The organism is Acidobacteriota bacterium, from assembly GCA_012729555.1.
Taxonomy (GTDB): domain Bacteria; phylum Acidobacteriota; class UBA6911; order UBA6911; family UBA6911; genus UBA6911.
Genome location: JAAYCX010000091.1, coordinates 20,763 through 38,021, shown reverse-complemented (window position 1 = coordinate 38,021; position 17,259 = coordinate 20,763). Strand labels below are relative to the sequence as shown.

Genomic DNA, 17,259 nt, shown 5'->3' with positions numbered 1-17,259 from the left:
CTCGTTCGGCAACGTCAACGCAGGGGGAACCCCGCGCGATATCGCAAAGTGGCCCCGGGCGGCGAACCGGAAGCCGAAAGAATCAGTGGGCATCCGGTCAGACTGTCCAGGCGCCTTCGGGAGCGGCCAGCGCCGATCGAACCCCGGCGGCCAGGTCCTTCATCGAAAAGGGCTTTTGCAGAAACGGGGAGGGCGGGGCCTCGGGGGCGCCCGGGACGGCCTCGGCGGAGTGGCCGGACATGAAGAGGACCCTGAGGCCGGCATGACGGGCCCGCAGCGCCCGGGCCAGGTCGCGGCCGTTCATCGCGGGCATCACCACGTCGGTGATCACGAGGTCGATGGCGCCGGCTTGGGCGTCGGCCGTCGCCGTCGCCTCGGCGGGCGAAGCCGCCTCGAGCACCCTGTAACCGAGCTTTTCGAGCATGCGGCGGGCCATCCCACGGACCGAAGCGTCGTCCTCGACCAGGAGCAGGGTTTCGCCCCGCCCCGCGGGGGTCTCCACCGGCTCCCCGGGCAGTTGCGCATCGGGCGCCGCAGCGTGCCGGGGGAAATAGACCCTCAGCGTCGTCCCCTTCCCCTTATCGCTCTGGACGTGAAGGTACCCGCCGTTCTGCTTGACGATGCCGTAGACGGTGGCCAAGCCCAGCCCCAATCCCCTGCCCAGCTCCTTGGTGGAGAAGAAGGGCTCGAAAAGATGTTCGAGCGTTTCGGCGTCCATGCCGCAGCCGTCGTCGCTGACCGACAGGAGGACATACTCGCCCGCCCGCATGCCTTCGTTCCCGTCGGCAAGGGTTTGGTCGACAACGGCGTTTTCCGTTTGGATGACGATCCGCCCGACATCGGCGATGGCGTCGCGCGCGTTGACGCAGAGGTTGACCAGGACCTGGCTCAGCTGCCCCGGATCGATCCTGACCGGCCAGAGCCCCGCGGCCGGAACCCACTCCAACTCGATCTGCTCCCCGATCAGGCGCCGCAGCATGTTGAGGCTTGATTCCACCGCGCCGTCGAGGTCCAGGCTTTTGGGGCTCACGGTCTGGACCCGGGCGAAGGCCAGCAGCTGCCGGGTGATCTCAGCGGAATGACCCGCCGCCTTCAGGATTTCGCCGAAGCATTCCTCCGGCGGGCCGCCCGGTTCCACCTGCTCCATGCCCATCTCCGCGTACCCCAGGATCACGCCGAGCATGTTGTTGTAGTCGTGCGCCACCCCTCCCGCCAGGCGGCCGACCGCCTCCATCTTCTGGGCCTGGCGGAGGTGGCTTTCGAGCCGGCGGCGCTCGGTGATGTCGTGGACGATTGTGTGGAGCAGCCTCCTTCCCCGGATCTCGATGCCGCTGCCGAAGACGGCGACATCCCGGATCGACCCGTCGGCCAGCCGGTGGCGGGACTCGAAATGCGCCCGCTCCCTATCCCGGAACCGGTCCATTTCCTCCCGGATCTGTTCGGGGGAGAGGGTGCTGATCTCCCCGATCCTCATTCCGCAGAGCTGGGCGGCGGTCCACCCGTAAAACCGCTCGGCCGCCCGGTTGGCTTCGACGATGGCGCCGTCGGAGGGATCGATGAGGAGCTTCACCGCCGAATGGTTATGGAAGAGATCCCGGAACTTGGCCTCGCTGTCGCGCAGTTTATCGTTGCTCTCGGCCAGGTGCCGCGTCCGGAGGCGCAGCTGCCGGCGGAAGAGCAGCAGCAACGCGAGCGCCGCCGCCAGGAGGGCGGCGATCCCCCCCACGATCCAGAAGAGGTACCGGGGAACGACGACCCGGGGAGGCCGCTCCATCCAGCGCTCGAGAGCCCGGTAGTAGGCCGACCGGGGCTCTGCCTTCATCCTCCGCAGGTTCCGGTCGATCGCCTCGAGCAGGTTGCCGCCCGCCCCGGCGCGGGCGGCGTAGTAGAGCGACACCGGGTGGAAAACGATCGGAGTCTTTTCCAGCCGGTACCGCCCGTGATAATAGTCGCCGAAATACTGGTTCGACGCGACCGCGTCGGCGCTTCCCCCGCTCGTCAGGCGGTACGCCTCGGCGAACGAATCCGCCTCGATGAACTCGGCCTGGAATCCGAAACCTTTCAGCAGCCGTTCGAGCGCCGTCTTCTGGACGGAGCCGGAGAGCACGGCGATGCGCCGGCCGTCCAGGTCGGGAATGCTTCGGATCCGGGCGCCCTTGCGGGCGTAAAGGGTCGACCAGCTGCTGAGGACCTCCTCGCTGTGGAAGTCAAACTCCCTCTCCCGCTCGTCCGAGATGGCGACGTCGGGCATGAGGTCGATGCGCCCGTCCCGCAGCTCGTCGAGGCACCGGTCCCAGTCGCAGCGGATCGCAACGAGGTTCCACCCTTCCTGCCGCGCTATCGCCTCGAGGACTTCGCCGAAGATGCCCGCGCCCTTTCCCGCGTCATCGGTGTAGATCTTCGGCCGGTTCTCGTAGACGCCGAAACGCACCCGTCGCTTCCCGGCTTCTTCCCCCCCCGTGCTCGCCGGCCTGGCCCCGCGCTCCGTGGCGCGGCCCGCCTGGCCCCGGCAGATTCCGGCGCCTCCGGCCGCCAGCACAAACACCGCCATCAGCAGGAGGATTCGCTTCATTTCCATGAGTCACCCGTTCCGGCGGACGGCCGGATGTCACGCCATCGAGTCCCGCGACTGCGGCGCATTGCGATAGCTTTTATCATAAAAGGCGCCCGGACGGAAATCCCGAATAGCCGGTCCCGGGGTTGGCGTCCCGGTCCGCGCATGAAAGCCGGGGCGGATTGGGGTATGATGGGGTTTTTTGATTCCGGGGAGATATGCTGATAGCGTCTTTGGCCATCGTTGCGGGGCTCGCGCTCCTGATCTGGAGCGCGGACTGGTTCGTGGACGGGGCGGCCGCGCTGGCGCGCCACTTCGGGCTGCCGGCGCTTTTGATCGGGATGGTGATCGTGGGATTCGGCACCTCGGCGCCGGAGATGGTGGTGTCGGCCATCGCCTCGATCGAGGGGAACCCCGGGATCGCGCTCGGGAACGCCTACGGCTCCAACATCGCCAACATCGCCCTCATTCTCGGGCTGACGGCCCTCGTCAGCCCCATCGCCGTCCACTCGAGCGTCCTGCGGCGCGAGCTGCCGGTCCTGGCCGCCGTCACGGGACTCGCGGCCTGGCAGGCGTGGGACGGGCGGATCACCAGGCTGGACGCGGCCGGGCTGCTCCTGGTCTTCGGCGCCCTGATGGCCTGGTCGATCCGGGAGGGGCTGCAGCGGAAGACCGACGACTTCGGGAGCGAAATGGAAAGGGAGCTCCAGATCCGTCCCCTCCCCCCGCGGCGCGCGGCGCTGCGCCTCCTCGTGGGCCTCGCGGTGCTGATCGTCAGTTCCCGGGCGCTGGTCTGGGGGGCCGTGGAGGTCGCTCGCGGCTTCGGGATCAGCGATCTCGTCATCGGCCTCACCATCGTGGCCGTGGGCACTTCCCTGCCGGAACTGGCGTCGTCGCTCGCCGCCGCCCGCCGCAACGAACACGACATCGCCCTCGGCAACGTCATCGGGTCGAACCTGTTCAACACCCTGGCCGTGGTCGGCATCGCCGGGGCGATCCACCCCGTCGCGGCCGCGCCCGAGGTCTTCTCCCGCGACATCCTGGCGATGTCGGTCCTGACCGTGTCGCTCTTCGTCATGGGGTACGGGTTCTGGAGCCCGCGCCGCATCAATCGCTGGGAGGGGAGCCTGCTCCTGGTCGCCTACGTCGCCTACAATATCTGGCTGCTCCAGGGCGCCTTCGCCGGCTGATTCCTCATCGCCTCGAGGACGGCGTCGACGGTGATGCCTGCCAGGCGGCCCGCCCCGTCCCGGAGGACCGTCACGCTCTCCCCGAGGGGGGCCCACTGTTCGGGCGCGGTGGGCCCGAAAAGGGTGACGGTCGGAACCCCCAGCGCGGCGGCGAGATGGGTCACCCCCGAATCGTTCCCGATGAAAAACCGGCAATGCCCGAGGACTCCCGCCAGGGGCCCGAGCGGCAGTCCCTCGCACGGCAGCGACCCCGGGACCGCTTCGGCCATCTGCCGCGCGAGCCCCTCCTCCGCCGGGCCCTCCATGAGGATGAGCTCGAGGTCGTTCCGACCCGCCAGGCGGCGGGCCAATGCGGTGAAATTTTCGGGGGGCCAGCGCTTCCCGGACGACCCCGCCCCGGGGTGCAGCATCGCGAGCGCCCTCTTCCCCTCCCACCCCTGCTCCCGGAGCCACCGCCCCCCTTCTTCCAGGGAGGCGCTGTCAGGGTGGATCCGCACGGCCGTTCGGCCTCCGGCCGGCTCCGGCCCGAGGCCCAGGGAATCGATGAAGATGCGCGAGACGTGGCGCGCCTCGCCCGGCGCCGGGCGCCAGGGGGCGACGATCGCGCCGGGGTGGATCCCGCGCAGGTTGCGGACGAAAAGGTCGTTGGCGGCCCCGGTCCAGGAGACGACCCGGTCGTAGCTCTCCCACAGGCGGATGTCCGGCTCCGTCGGAGGATCGGGGCCGTGGAGGCGGTGGAGCGGGAACGCGGAAAGGGGGAGGACCCTGTCCGCGAACCCCGCCAGCATGGGGGCGGGCAGCGCCGGGCCGCACGCCAGGGTGATCTCCGCCCCGGGCTCCGCCCGGCCGAGGGCCCCCAGCGCCGGGAGCGCCAAAAGGACGTCCCCCAGGGCGCCGGGGTGAAGGACAAGGGTGCGCACTACTCGATGACGACCCCGACGTTGCGGGAGTTGGCGATGCTCACCTGCGCGGCCACGTGCTCGGCGATCCGCCGGAAGGCTTCGCCGACGGCCGAATCGGGGGCCAGGGCCGTCACCGGCCTGCCCGCGTCCCCCCCTTCGCGCAGCGAGACGTCGAGCGGCACCTCGCCGAGAAAGGGGACCCCGTATCGGGAGGCCGTGGCCGACCCGCCGCCATGGCTGAAGATGGGGGTCCGCTCGCCGCATTTGGGGCACTGGAAATAGGACATGTTCTCCACGATCCCCAGGATCTCCACGTTCACCTGGCGGAACATCGCAATCGCCTTGCGCGCGTCCTGCAGCGCCACGTCCTGCGGCGTGCTGACGATCACGGCCCCCATCAGGGGTACGGTTTGGGTCAGGCTGAGCTGGACGTCGCCCGTTCCCGGGGGGAGGTCGACGAGGAGGTAGTCCAGCCCCCCCCAGTCCACCTGGCGGATGAACTGCTGGATCACGCCGTGCAGCATCGGCCCGCGCCAGATCAGGGGCTGGTCGTCACGGTCGGTCAGAAAGCCCATCGACATCACCCGCACGCCGTAGTTCGACAGCGTCTGGATGCGGTCCCCGACCGCCCGGGGCCTCCCGTCGATCCCCATCATCAGGGGGACGTTCGGCCCGTAGATGTCCGCGTCGAGGATCCCGACCGCGGCCCCCGTCTGTGCCAGCGCCACGGCGATGTTCACGGTCACGGTGGACTTGCCGACCCCTCCCTTGCCGCTCCCCACGGCGACGATGTTCCTGACGCCGGGGACCGACTGTTTCCCCTCCCCCGCGGTCCCCCGCGTCACGGCCGCCGACATGGTGATCCGCACGTCGCTCACCCCGGGAACCGCGAGCACCGCCTCGCGCGCCCACTGCTCCATCTCCTTCTTGACCGGGCAGGCGGGGGTGGTGAGCTCGATCGTAAAGGACACGGTGCCGGCCTCGATCTCGAGGTTCTTGATGAAATTCAGGGTGACGATGTCCTTGTGGAGGTCCGGATCCTCGACCTTTCTGAGAGCATCCAGGATATCCTGCTCACGGGGCGCTGCATCATTCGACATATCAAAATCCTTTTGAAATAATGTGTAGGGTTGGATCGACCGGCGGACCCCGGCCGAAAGGGTCAACTCGGGTCGAGGATCCCCTCCATCGCCTCGCCGATATCGGCGGGGCTCGACACCACGCGCACGCCCGAACGCTCGAGCGCTTCCATCTTTTCGGCCGCGGTCCCCTTCCCCCCGGAAATGATCGCGCCCGCATGCCCCATCCGTCTTCCCGGAGGGGCCGTCCGGCCCGCGATGAAACCGACGACGGGCTTTGTCATGTTTTCCCGGATATACCGTGCAGCCTCCTCCTCCGCCGTCCCCCCGATTTCCCCCACCATCACGACGGCGTGCGTGTCGGGGTCCCGCTCGAACAGCTCGAGCGCATCGACGAAGCGGGTTCCGATGACGGGGTCCCCCCCGATGCCGATGCAGGTGGACTGCCCGATACCCCGCATCGACAGCTGATGCACCGCCTCGTAGGTCAGCGTCCCGCTGCGGGAAATGACACCCACGTGCCCTTCCCGGAAAATCCGGCCCGGCATGATCCCCGCCTTGCATTTCCCGGGCGAGATCACGCCGGGGCAGTTGGGCCCGACGAGGCGCGTGGCCGAGCCCTCCACCAGCCCCATGACCCGGGCCATGTCCTGGGTCGGGATCCCCTCGGTGATGCAGATGACCAGGCGGACGCCCGCCGCGGCCGCCTCCAGGATAGCGTCGGCCCCGTGCGCGGCGGGGACGAAAATCAGCGTCGCCGTCACCCCTTCCTTCGCCACCGCCTCCTCGACGGTGTGAAAAACGGGGATGCCGTCGAGCAGGGTGCCCCCCTTGCCGGGGGTGACCCCCGCGACGACGTTCGTGCCGTACTCGACGCACTGCCGCGCGTGGAAGGAGCCTTCACGGCCGGTGATTCCCTGGATGGCCAGACGCGTACCGCCGTCGATCAGTATCGTCACTGGACCCCCTTCCGTCGCGCCACTGCGACCGCTTTTTCCGCCGCGTCCCTCATCCCGTCGGCAACCGTAAACTCGAATTCGGAGTCGAGGAGCAGGCGCCGCCCCTCGTCCACGTTGGTCCCCTCGAGCCGGACGACTACGGGGACCTTCACCCCGGCATCGCGGACGGCCCCGATGACCCCGTGCGCCACGATGTCGCAGCGCACGATCCCGCCGAAGATGTTGAGCAGGACAACCTTGACCTTTTCGTCGGAAAGCAGGATCCGGAAGGCGCTGCGGATCTGCTCCGCCGTCGCCCCGCCGCCGACATCCAGAAAATTGGCGGGGCTCCCCCCGGCGATCTTGATGATGTCCATCGTCGCCATGGCCAGGCCGGCCCCGTTGACCATGCACCCGATATTGCCGTCGAGGCGGATATAGTTGATTCCCAGGCGGGAGGCCCGGATCTCCAGGGGGTCCTCCTCGCCGAAATCGCGCAGGGCCCGGAGTTCCGGGTGGCGGTAGAGCGCGTTGTCGTCGAGGACGATCTTGGCGTCCAGGGCGTACACCTCGTCCGACCCGGTCACCAGCAGCGGGTTGATTTCCACCAGCGAGGCGTCGAGCTGCTCGAACACGCGGTAGAGCGCGGCGATGACGCGGGTGGCCGCCGGCAGCAGACCGTCCTCCAGCCCCAGGCGGAAGGCGAGTTTTCTCAAGGAGTAGGGCTGCAGCCCGACACGGGGATCGACAGGCTCCCGGAAGATCCGCTCGGGCGTTTCCGCGGCGACCTTCTCGATATCCATCCCGCCCGCCGGGGAGGCCACGATGACGGGGCGCCGGGTCTCCCGGTCGACGAGGATTCCGATATAGAATTCCTTCCGGATCGAAAGCGCCTCCTCGACGAGCACCCGCCGCACGATGCGCCCGCCGCTCCCGGTCTGCCGGGTCACCAGGGCGGCGCCGATCATCCCGCCGGCGATCTCCTCGGCCTCCGACGGGGTGTCCGCCAGCCGGATCCCTCCCCCCTTGCCCCTGCCGCCCGCATGGATCTGCGCCTTGACCGCCACCCTGCCGCCCAAGCGCGCCGCGATCTCGTAGGCCTGGTAAGGATTCGAGGCAGCCTCCCCCCGCGGGACCGGCACGCCGAACCGCGCCAGTATTTCCTTGGCCTGATATTCGTGAACGTTCACCGGACCTCCCGTCCCCCGCAAAGCCCGTTGGGGCCTGGCGGGATCCTTTGTTTATGCAAACAATTGCCGGAATCCTCGGGCACATCCGACAATCGGCCCATTGTATGGCGAAGGACCTGGGGGTTCAATGAAAACCTTCCCCGCCTCCCGGGGCCTCAAACGGGCCTTTCATCGGGGGCGGGGATCCGTTAGAATTTCCCTATTGGATCCTCGCCTCTCCCGAAACCGGAGAGCCTCGACCGTTCCCGTTGATTTGCCGCACGACCCGCGCCGGGGGTGACATCCATGGAGGAACAGACCATGGAAAAACCCTGCTCTCTTCTGCTGGTGGGGCTCGATCCCGCCGAACTGAGCCTCTGTTCCGACCACTTTTCCCGCTCGGGCCACGGAGTGGCCGCCGCCCTGAATGTGGACGAAGCCGTCGAAAAGCTGAATCCCGGGGGCGTCGACCTGGTCTACCTGCGTTCCCGGGACGGCCGCAGCGGGGCGGCGATGATCACCAGGCTCGCGGGCCCGTCCCCCTTCCCACCCGTAGTGCTGGTATGCGATCGTGCCGACGGAGGGTCGATCCTGGATATCTGGCGCGCGGGGGCGGCCGATATCCTCTTCCCCCCCCTGACCCCGGAGGCTCTCGACGCCAGCCTCCGCCGATGCGCCCAGCGGCTTTCTCCCCGCGCCGGTACGCCCCTTTCTCTCCCCAAGGGGCGCTTCTTTTACCTGGACGAGACCGGGGAGGAGCGCTGGGTCTCCGTCCCCCCCCCGCGGTTCACCATCGGGCGCAGTTCCCGCAACCACCTGGTACTCGACCACGGAAGCATTTCCAGGTCCCACGCCGAGGTGGTGGCGCAGGGCGACGGGTACCTCCTGCGCGACCTCGACAGCAAGCTGGGGACCTGCGTCAACGGCGTGCGCATAAAAGAGACCCTTCTGGCCGACGGGGACGAGGTCCAGTTCGGGGGGGCGCAGGGCCTCAGTTTCACCTTTCGCACCGCCGACATCCTGGGGTCGCTCCTGGGCGGGAGCGACCCGGGAAGGGTGGCGGGGATGTCCATGAGCGGCTTCAGGGACATCGGGAAACTCTTCGCCGCTTTCCGGACCCTGAGCTCCATTGCGGTCCTGGACGACCTCCTGGCGCTCGTCGTGGACACGGCGATCGAGCTCACCGGGGCGGAGCGCGGTTTCATCATGCTCCGGGAGCTTGACGGTTCGCTCCAGTTCCGATGCGCCCGGAGCCGCCACAAGCATTCGCTGGACGGATCGTGTTTTCAGACCAGCAGGAGGATCCCCGAGGAGGTCCACCGAACCGGCCGCCCCATCTTCGTCAAGGACCTGGATCACGGTACGGGCGCCGAATGGCACGAGAGCACGCGCCAGATCGGGCTGCACAGCATCTCGTGCGTCCCGCTCCGCTATGTCCCCCTGCACGACGAGGCGAACCCCTCCGGGTCCCGGTGCGCCGAAATCATCGGCGTCCTCTACCTGGACAGTGCGAGCGTCGGCGCGCGGCTGACGAGCACCCGGGTGGGCGCGCTCGAAACGCTGGCGATGGAAGCGGCCATGGCGATCTACAACGCGAAACTCTACAAGGACCTCGAGGACAAGCGCCGGATGGAGGAGCAGCTGGCACGCGCCCGGGAGATCCAGCAGACCCTGCTGCCGCCCCCCGTCCGGGACCGGGGGTTCGTCCTGGCCTGCGGCTGGAGCCTCCCCTGCTACGAAATCGGGGGGGATTACTTCGACTATTTCGACCTGGACGGGGACCGGTTGGGCTTTACCCTCGGGGATGTGGCCGGGAAGGGGATTTCGGCCGCCCTGCTCGCTTCCCTGGTGCAGGGGCTCTTTTCGGCGCAGGGGCATTTCGACGCCCCCCTGGAGAGCATCGTCGCCTCCATCAACCGCACCCTTGCCCTCAGGGGGGACGGCAGCCGTTTCGTGACCTCCTTTTTCGGGGTCCTGAGCCCCGACGGCAGCTGCCGTTACGTCAACGCCGGGCACAACCCCCCCATTCTCCTCCGCCGTGACGGTTCCCTGGAGCAGCTGACCGCCGGGGGGATGGTCCTCGGCCTCTTCGCGGGCGAGCAGTACCGGTCCTCCTGCGCGCGGTTCGGGCCGGGGGACCGTCTCGTCCTTTTCACCGACGGCGCCGTCGACGCCCTGGGCGCTTCCGGGAAGGAATTCGGGCTCGACCGCCTCATTTCGGTCCTGCGCTCCCACGCGCGGCTCCCGGCCCCCGAAATGCTGGCGCTGACCCAGGCGGCGGTGCTGGACTACTCCGAGGGGGTCCCGCAGGCCGACGACATCACCCTGTTGGTTCTCGAATTCCGGGGTCCGGGCCCCCGGCCGTGAATTCCCCGCTTCGGGAATGGGATGGCTGAGGATCACCTGAGGGGAGAGGTGATTGGTAGCGCTACGGGGAATCGAACCCCGGTTTGATGGCTGAGAACCACCCGTCCTAACCCCTAGACGATAGCGCCGTAACCGGCAGGCATACTACCAAAAAACAGCGGCGCGCGTCAACTCGCCAAATGGGGTCCCGCATCGCCGGGCGCTGGGGTATAATCGGTGAATGAACGGAACAGGCGACAGGAAGGTGGTCCTGGCTTTTCCGCGCGGGTTCTGCGCGGGGGTGGTCCGCGCCATCGATATCGTGAAGCTCGCGCTGGAAGCCTACGGGCAGCCGCTGTACGTCCGCCGTGAGATCGTACATAACAAGTTCGTGGTCAACGGGCTCCACGAAAAAGGCGTCCTCTTCGTCAATGAACTGGGGGAAGTGCCCGCCGGGAGCCGCGTCATCTTCAGCGCCCACGGCGTCCCCCCCGAGGTCTGGGCCGAGGCGGAAGCCCGCCGGCTGAAGGTCATCGACGCCACCTGCCCGCTCGTGACCAAGGTGCACAAGGAAGCCGTGAAATACGCCCGGGACGGCTACGCGATCGTTCTCATCGGTCATTCCGACCACGACGAGGTCATCGGCACCCTGGGCGAAGCCCCCGACAATATCACCGTGCTGGACCCGGAGGGGGACATAGAGAGGCTGAATGTCGCGGATCCCGCCAAGATCGTTTACCTCACCCAGACCACCCTGAGCATCAACGACACCCGGAGAATCGTGGAGAAACTGCGGCGGCGGTTCCCCCGCATCAAGGCCCCGAATTCCGAGGATATCTGTTATGCGACCCAGAACCGCCAGGCGGCGGTGCTGGAGCTGACGAAAAGGGCGGAATTGATCCTGGTGGTGGGATCGGCCAACAGCTCCAACTCGCGCCGCCTGGTGGAGGTGGCCCAGAGCGCCGGGGTGCCCGCCCACCTTATCGATGACATCGAGGACATCCAGCTTTCCTGGATCCGGGACGTGGAGACCATAGGGTTGACGGCCGGCGCCTCCGCCCCGGAGGACCTGGTCGAAAGGGTGGTGGACTACCTGAACGCCCTGGGGTACCCCCACATCGAACCCGGTGGCGGCGTCATGGAGAATGTCCAGTTCTCGCTCCCCCCGGAGCTGGCCGAGGCCGCCGCGGCCCATCCTCCCCGCCGCCCTGGGGAATGAGGAAAAATCCGCCCGGGGGATGTCCCATGTTGGAAAAATGAAGCACATGGGCTATAGTTTCCTGTTTATCGTTTCGTTTGAGGGGAAGACATCCACCAAGCTGCGGCGGCAACGGCGGAAAGGACGGGGATAGCCTTCTTCGGGTATGCGGCTCCATGAATGAAGAAATCACCTTTGTGACGGGCGCAACCGGCTTCATTGGAAGCCATGTCGTGCGCAGGCTTCTGCTCCGGGGGGACCGGGTGAGGGTCCTGGCGCGCAACTCCAGCCCCAAGTCGGACATCGAGGCGTTCGGATGCGAAATCGTCATCGGCGACCTGAAGGACTCCATGTCGCTGCTCCGGTGCATCCGGGGCTGCAGCCGCGTCTACCACGTCGCCGCCGATTACCGCCTGTGGGCCCGCAACCCCCAGGAAATCTACGACAACAACGTGGGCGGCACCCGCAATCTCCTGTCGGCCTGCTGTGAAGCCGGGGTGGAGAAGGTCGTCTACACCAGTTCGGTGGGAACGATCGGCATGCAGAGGGACGGCATCCCCGCCGACGAGGACACCCCGGTCAAGCTCGACGACATGATCGGCCACTACAAGCGTTCCAAGTTCATGGCCGAGCAGGTGGCCCGGGAATTCGCCACCTCCGGGCTCCCGGTCGTGATCGTCAACCCGACCACCCCCATCGGCGCGGGGGACATCAAGCCGACGCCGACCGGGAAGATCATCCTGGATTTTCTCAGGGGAAGGCTCCCCGCCTACGTGGAAACGGGGCTGAACCTGGTGGCTGTCGAAGATGTGGCCGAGGGACATCTGCTGGCCGAGACCCGTGGCCGGGTCGGGGAGCGCTACATCCTGGGAGGCGAAAACTGGAGCCTGGAGGAAATCCTCGACGCCCTGGCCAAGATCTGCGGGAGGCGGGCCCCCCGCTTCCGGATCCCCTGGACCGTCGCCCTCATGGCCGGGACCCTGGACAATTTCGTCTCCGGGACCCTTCTGCGCCGGGAGCCTTCGATCCCGCTCGAGGGGGTGAGGATGGCCCGTTACAAAATGTACATCAGCGGCGAAAAGGCGCGCAAAGAGCTGGGCTACAGCCCGCGGCCGGCAGAGAGGGCGCTCCGCGAAGCCGTCGACTATTTCCGTTACGACTGGCGGCCGGACTCCGCCCAGGGTCGCGCATCGAGACTGGGGCCCGACACCATTTGACGTCCGGGTCCGCCACGGCGGGCCGGGACAGCTGAGGCATACGACAGAAGGCGATGAAGTCCCAAGACCGGCAGTTTCCGAGCAACGGCCAGGAGATGCGGGCCGCCGTCTACCGCGGTCCCGGGGAGCTCTCCGTGGAAAGGGTTCCGGTCCCGGACATCCTGGACGGAGAGATCCTGGTGCAGGTGCGGGCCTGCGGCGTCTGCGGCACGGATCTGAAAAAGATCGCCTACGGGCTGGTGCCCCCGCCGCGCATATTCGGGCACGAGATCGCCGGCGTCGTGGCCCGGGTCGGTTCGGCCGTGACGGGATTTCGAGTCGGGGACCGGGTGGCGACCCACCACCATATTCCCTGCGGGAACTGTTTTTTCTGCGAGAAGAAGCTCTTTTCGCAATGCGAGTCTTACCGGCGCACCGGCACCACCGCCGGCTTTGAACCCGCAGGGGGCGGGTTCGCCGAGTATGTCCGGGTCATGGACTGGATCGTGGCCGGAGGAACCGTGCGGATTCCCGATTCCGTCAGTTTCGACGAGGCCAGTTTCCTCGAGCCCCTCAACACCTGCCTGAAGGCGCTGGAAACCGCGTGCGTCGAGCCGGGGGAGGTGGTGGCGGTTTACGGACAGGGGCCGGTAGGCCTCCTGCTGATGCAGGCCGCCCGCGCGGCGGGGGCCCGCGTGGTGGGGCTGGATTTCCTCGAGCCCCGGCTGCAGATTGCGCGGGAGCTGGGGGCGGAGGCCGCCCTCGATCCCGCCGGAGACGACGTCGACCGGACGATCGCCCTCTTGACGGACGGCAGGGGGGCCGACCTGGCCATCGTGGCCGCGGCCAGCCCGGAAGCCGTCGCCGATGCCCAGCGCATCGTCCGCAGGGGGGGGCGCGTCCTTCTTTTCGCGCAAACCGTGCCCGGCGAGAAGATCCCGGTCGACGCCTCGAGCATCTGCATGGAGGAGAAGAGGCTCATCGGCAGCTATAGCGCTTCGGTGGAGCTCCAGGAGAAAGCGGCACAGATGATTTTTGAAGGAACTATCGACGTGGCCCGACTGATCAGCCACCGATTCCCCCTGGAACTCCTCCAGGAGGGGATACGGCTTGCATCACACCCCTCTGCCCATTCGCTAAAGGTCGTGATACAACCATGAGAGAATTGATAAAGGCAAGCAGGGAGAAAATGACCGCCGCCGTGCTCTACGGGAAGCGGGACGTGCGCATCGAGCAGATCCCCGTCCCCCGCATCGGGAAGGGCGAGGTCCTGGTCCGGATCAAGGCGGCGCTGACCTGCGGAACGGACCTGAAGGTCTACCGCCAGGGGTTCCACGCGCGCATGATCGTCCCCCCCGCCGTTTTCGGCCACGAGCTGGCGGGCGTCGTCGAGGAGGTGGGAGAGGGGGTCGAGAGCTTTTCCGCCGGCATGCGCGTGGTCAGCGCCAACTCCGGCCCGTGCAACGAATGCTTCTTCTGCCAGAAGCACCTGGCGAACCTCTGCGAGAACCTCCAGTTCATCAACGGCGCCTACGCGGAATTCATCAAGATCCCCGAATCGATCGTGCGCCAGAACCTCCTGATCCTCCCCGACAGCGTCAGCTTCCAGGAAGCGGCGCTGGTGGAACCGCTGGCCTGCGTCATCAGGGCGGCCGAGGAGACCGGCATCGAGGAGGGGGACACCGTCGTCGTCATCGGCGTGGGCCCGATCGGCCTGATGTTCGTCCAGGTCCTGAAATCGATGGGCGCACGCGTCATCGCCCTGGGAAACCGCAAGACCCAGCTGGCCATGGCCGGAGCCATGGGGGCGGACCACGTCGTGGACTCCACCCACTCGAACGTGGTGGAACAGGTGCGCAGGATCACGTCCGGCCAGCGCGGGGCCGATGTCGTCATCGAAGCGGTGGGAATCAGGGAAACCTGGCAGCAGGCGATGGGCATGGTCCGCCGGGGGGGCACCATCAACCTGTTCGGCGGCTGCCCCTCGGGCACGCACATCCCGCTGGACAGCACCCTGATCCACTATTCCGAGATCACCATCAAGGCCAACTTTCACCACACGCCGAGGCACATCCGCGAAGCCCTGGAAGCCATCCACCGTGGAAGGGTGAACGCCCGCAGCCTGATCACGGGCGAGGAGCAGCTGGCCGCCCTCGGCAGCGTCCTGGAACGGCTCCTGAACCGGAACGGGGATCTCAAAATAGCCATCATCCCCTGAGCGGTCCCCGACCGCGGACCCGGGATCCCCGGAGAAGCGCATGACACCGGAATTGAGGGAATCCTACCGGGCTGCGGAAGCCATCGCCCGCAGCCGAAGCAATTTCTACTACTCCTTCATCGTCCTCCCCGCGGAGAAAAGGCTCGCCTTCTGCGCGGTCTACGCCTTCATGCGCCACTGCGACGACATCTCCGACGAGGAGGGCGCGAACGGGGACAAGCGGGAGCGGCTGCGCCGGTGGCGGCGGCAATTGGACGCCGCCTGTCCGGGGGACGCTTCGGCCAGCCCCATCCTCCCCGCCTTTCGCGACACGCTCCGGAATTTCTCGATCCCGGCGCAGTATTTCCACTGGATCATCGACGGCGAGGAGATGGACCTGGAGATCAGCCGGTACGACACCTTCGAAGAGCTCTACCGCTACTGTTTCCGGGTGGCCTCCGCCGTCGGCCTGGTCTGCCTCCGCATCTTCGGGTCGAGCGGGGAACGGGCCGAGAAACTCGCCGAACATTGCGGCATCGCTTTCCAGCTGACCAATATCCTGAGGGACGTCAAGGAGGACGCCCAGCGGGGGCGCATCTACCTGCCGCTCGAGGATCTCCGGCGTTTCCGCTACGCCCCCGAGGACCTCGCGGCCGGGGTCCTGGACGACCGGTTCCGCGCGCTGATGCGCCACGAAACCGAGCGGGCCCGGGAATTCTACCGGCATGCGCGGGAACTGATCCCGCTGGTCGATGTCTCCAGCCGGCCCGCCCTGTGGGCGATGATCGAAATCTACGAGCGCATCCTCGAGCGGATCGCCGCGCGGGGGTTCGACGTCTTCGGGGAGCGCGTACGCCTCTCCCCGCGGGAAAAGACCGCCGTCGCCCTGAAGGCGATCGCCATGCGCGCGGCGAACCGCGTGGGGCTTGCCCTGCCGCGCGCTTGATTTCCGCGGCGCCCAAGAAGGTCTTGTCCCGTCCGGCGCGTTATGCGAAAATGCGGGTCTTTTGAATGGCTTGGGGTTTCAACAGTCACGCGGGCCCCGACGGCGCCCTCGGCCCCCCTCCCGACAGAGGACAGCGCGGGGCCCGAGGATTCCTGGGATACACCATGATAGTCTGCAAATTCGGCGGCACTTCAGTTCAGGACGCGGAGGCGCTTCTGCGCCTGGCCGGGATCATCCGGGCCCGGCGGGACCGGCAACCCGTCGTGGTTTCCTCGGCAATGGGAAAGACCACCAACCACCTGCTCGAGGTCGCCCGAACGGCCGCGCGGGGCAGGAAAACGGAAGCCCTGGACCTGTTGGCGAAAATCAGGGACATGCACCTCAGGGAGGCCCGGAACCTCGGCATCGCCGTCGCGGAAGACCAGGTCTGGGAAGCGATCCAGGCCTACTTCAAGGAAATGAGAGACCTGGTCCGGGGCCTGGCGGCGCTGGGGGAGCTGACGCCGCGCGTCACCGACACCATGGCCAGCTACGGGGAACGGCTGTCCACCCTCATCATCGCCCGCCTGCTCGAAGACCAGGGGCTGCCGGCCGAACTGATGGACGCCCGGGAATGCATCATCACCGACGACCATTTCACCCGGGCGGCCCCCCTGTTCGACCTGACCGAGGCCGCCATCGTGGAGCGCTTCCGCCCGGTGCTCCAGAGCGGCAGGATCCCCGTTTTCCAGGGATTCATCGGGAGCACCCGCGAGGGGCTCACCACCACCATCGGACGCGGCGGATCCGACTTCACGGCCGCCATCGTGGGGGCGGCGCTCGACGCCGAGGATATCCAGATCTGGACGGACGTGGACGGCATCATGACCACCGACCCGCGCATGGTCGAGCACGCCCGCCGGATCAGGGTCATCTCCTTCGACGAGGCGGCGGAGCTCGCCTATTTCGGCGCCAAGGTGCTGCACCCGGCCACCATCATCCCCGCCGTCCGCAAGAAAATACCGGTTCACGTGCTCAACAGCGCCAAGCCGGACCATGAAGGCACCCTGATCACCGACGAGGCTCCCTGCTGCGACAACCCGGTCAAGGCCATCGCCTACAAGAGCGGGATCACGGTCGTCAACGTCACCTCGACCCGCATGCTGATGGCGTACGGTTTCCTGAAGAAGATCTTCGAGATCTTCGAACAGCACAGGGTGCCGGTGGACGTGGTGGCGACCAGCGAGGTGTCGGTGTCGCTGACCGTCGACGACACCTCGAACCTGTGGGACATCGTGACGGATCTCAAAAGGATCGGCGAGGTCAACATCGAGGGCTCCAAGTCGATCGTCTGCTGCGTCGGGGACAACGTGAGAAACGTCCCCGGCCTGCCCCACGTCGCCTTCAGCGCCCTCCGGGACATCCGGATCCAGATGATTTCCCAGGGGGCCTCGGCCATAAACATCACCTTCGTCATCGACGACGACCGGCTCCCGGAGGCGGTGCGCGGACTGCACGACGCCTTCTTCCAGAAGGTCGACCCACGGATATTCGAGTGACGGGCC

13 protein-coding genes and 1 tRNA gene are annotated in these 17,259 nt (G+C 67.2%); 8 read left to right on the top strand and 6 right to left on the bottom strand.

Going from position 1 to position 17,259, the window contains the following annotated elements; translation table 11 throughout:
- Window positions 1-97: 97 nt before the first annotated feature.
- The gene (locus tag GXY47_16080; protein ID NLV32661.1) at window positions 98-2,572 is read right to left on the bottom strand and encodes a transporter substrate-binding domain-containing protein; all 2,475 of its coding nucleotides are present in this window, start codon (window positions 2,570-2,572) and stop codon (window positions 98-100) included.
- Window positions 2,573-2,772: 200 nt separating this feature from the next.
- Here GXY47_16080 and GXY47_16075 point away from each other — a divergent pair, with 200 nt between their 5' ends.
- On the top strand, window positions 2,773-3,744 hold the full coding sequence (locus GXY47_16075; GenBank protein NLV32660.1) for a calcium/sodium antiporter: 972 nt from the start codon (window positions 2,773-2,775) through the stop codon (window positions 3,742-3,744).
- Here the strand turns inward: GXY47_16075 and GXY47_16070 are convergent.
- The 4 genes from GXY47_16070 to sucC form a co-directional block, all read right to left on the bottom strand.
- Window positions 3,705-4,664, bottom strand: a complete 960-nt coding sequence (locus GXY47_16070) for a glycosyltransferase family 9 protein (GenBank protein NLV32659.1) — start codon at window positions 4,662-4,664, stop codon at window positions 3,705-3,707. The genes GXY47_16075 and GXY47_16070 overlap by 40 nt on opposite strands.
- Entirely contained in the window at window positions 4,664-5,746 is a 1,083-nt protein-coding gene (locus GXY47_16065; GenBank protein NLV32658.1) for an Mrp/NBP35 family ATP-binding protein, read from the bottom strand. Before GXY47_16065 ends, GXY47_16070 begins: the two co-directional genes overlap by 1 nt.
- 62 nt (window positions 5,747-5,808) lie before the next feature.
- Entirely contained in the window at window positions 5,809-6,684 is an 876-nt protein-coding gene (gene sucD, locus GXY47_16060; GenBank protein ID NLV32657.1) for a succinate--CoA ligase subunit alpha, read from the bottom strand.
- Window positions 6,681-7,853, bottom strand: a complete 1,173-nt coding sequence (gene sucC, locus GXY47_16055) for an ADP-forming succinate--CoA ligase subunit beta (protein ID NLV32656.1) — start codon at window positions 7,851-7,853, stop codon at window positions 6,681-6,683. The genes sucD and sucC overlap by 4 nt, the downstream gene beginning before the upstream one ends.
- Before the next feature lie 285 nt (window positions 7,854-8,138).
- On the opposite strand from sucC, the gene GXY47_16050 reads away from it, so the two are divergent.
- The gene (locus GXY47_16050; GenBank protein ID NLV32655.1) at window positions 8,139-10,199 is read left to right on the top strand and encodes a SpoIIE family protein phosphatase; all 2,061 of its coding nucleotides are present in this window, start codon (window positions 8,139-8,141) and stop codon (window positions 10,197-10,199) included.
- A 53-nt stretch (window positions 10,200-10,252) separates the two neighbouring features.
- On the opposite strand, the gene GXY47_16045 is transcribed toward GXY47_16050, so the two are convergent.
- Window positions 10,253-10,327, bottom strand: a tRNA-Glu gene (locus GXY47_16045).
- A gap of 92 nt (window positions 10,328-10,419) precedes the next feature.
- Between GXY47_16045 and ispH the strand changes: the two genes are divergently transcribed.
- The 6 genes from ispH to lysC all read left to right on the top strand — a co-directional run bounded on the left by ispH (window position 10,420) and on the right by lysC (window position 17,253).
- Window positions 10,420-11,397 carry a 4-hydroxy-3-methylbut-2-enyl diphosphate reductase gene (gene ispH, locus GXY47_16040; GenBank protein ID NLV32654.1) on the top strand — a complete coding sequence of 326 codons (978 nt, stop codon included), beginning with the start codon at window positions 10,420-10,422 and terminating at the stop codon, window positions 11,395-11,397.
- A gap of 155 nt (window positions 11,398-11,552) precedes the next feature.
- A complete protein-coding gene (locus tag GXY47_16035) occupies window positions 11,553-12,593 on the top strand; it encodes an NAD-dependent epimerase/dehydratase family protein (GenBank protein ID NLV32653.1) in 1,041 nt (346 codons plus the stop codon).
- A gap of 53 nt (window positions 12,594-12,646) precedes the next feature.
- Complete coding sequence (locus GXY47_16030) at window positions 12,647-13,732, top strand: alcohol dehydrogenase catalytic domain-containing protein (protein NLV32652.1); 1,086 nt, start codon at window positions 12,647-12,649, stop codon at window positions 13,730-13,732.
- 29 nt (window positions 13,733-13,761) lie between these two features.
- Window positions 13,762-14,790 (top strand): zinc-binding dehydrogenase, encoded by a 1,029-nt coding sequence (locus GXY47_16025; protein NLV32651.1) that lies wholly within the window; start codon window positions 13,762-13,764, stop codon window positions 14,788-14,790.
- Window positions 14,791-14,830: 40 nt separating this feature from the next.
- Window positions 14,831-15,715: a presqualene diphosphate synthase HpnD gene (hpnD, locus tag GXY47_16020; protein NLV32650.1), complete on the top strand. Its 885-nt coding sequence runs from the start codon at window positions 14,831-14,833 to the stop codon at window positions 15,713-15,715.
- A 164-nt stretch (window positions 15,716-15,879) separates the two neighbouring features.
- On the top strand, window positions 15,880-17,253 hold the full coding sequence (gene lysC / locus GXY47_16015; GenBank protein NLV32649.1) for a lysine-sensitive aspartokinase 3: 1,374 nt from the start codon (window positions 15,880-15,882) through the stop codon (window positions 17,251-17,253).
- Window positions 17,254-17,259: the final 6 nt, after the last annotated feature.

Excerpts from the sequence above, each read along its gene's own strand:
- GXY47_16080 (NLV32661.1), bottom strand. The coding sequence starts at position 2,572 with ATGAAGCGAATCCTCCTGCTGATGGCGGTGTTTGTGCTGGCGGCCGGA.
- GXY47_16075 (NLV32660.1), top strand. The coding sequence starts at position 2,773 with ATGCTGATAGCGTCTTTGGCCATCGTTGCGGGGCTCGCGCTCCTGATC.
- GXY47_16065 (NLV32658.1), bottom strand. The coding sequence starts at position 5,746 with ATGTCGAATGATGCAGCGCCCCGTGAGCAGGATATCCTGGATGCTCTC.
- GXY47_16050 (NLV32655.1), top strand. The coding sequence starts at position 8,139 with ATGGAGGAACAGACCATGGAAAAACCCTGCTCTCTTCTGCTGGTGGGG.
- ispH (NLV32654.1), top strand. The coding sequence starts at position 10,420 with ATGAACGGAACAGGCGACAGGAAGGTGGTCCTGGCTTTTCCGCGCGGG.
- GXY47_16035 (NLV32653.1), top strand. The coding sequence starts at position 11,553 with ATGAATGAAGAAATCACCTTTGTGACGGGCGCAACCGGCTTCATTGGA.
- GXY47_16030 (NLV32652.1), top strand. The coding sequence starts at position 12,647 with ATGAAGTCCCAAGACCGGCAGTTTCCGAGCAACGGCCAGGAGATGCGG.
- GXY47_16025 (NLV32651.1), top strand. The coding sequence starts at position 13,762 with ATGACCGCCGCCGTGCTCTACGGGAAGCGGGACGTGCGCATCGAGCAG.
- hpnD (NLV32650.1), top strand. The coding sequence starts at position 14,831 with ATGACACCGGAATTGAGGGAATCCTACCGGGCTGCGGAAGCCATCGCC.
- lysC (NLV32649.1), top strand. The coding sequence starts at position 15,880 with ATGATAGTCTGCAAATTCGGCGGCACTTCAGTTCAGGACGCGGAGGCG.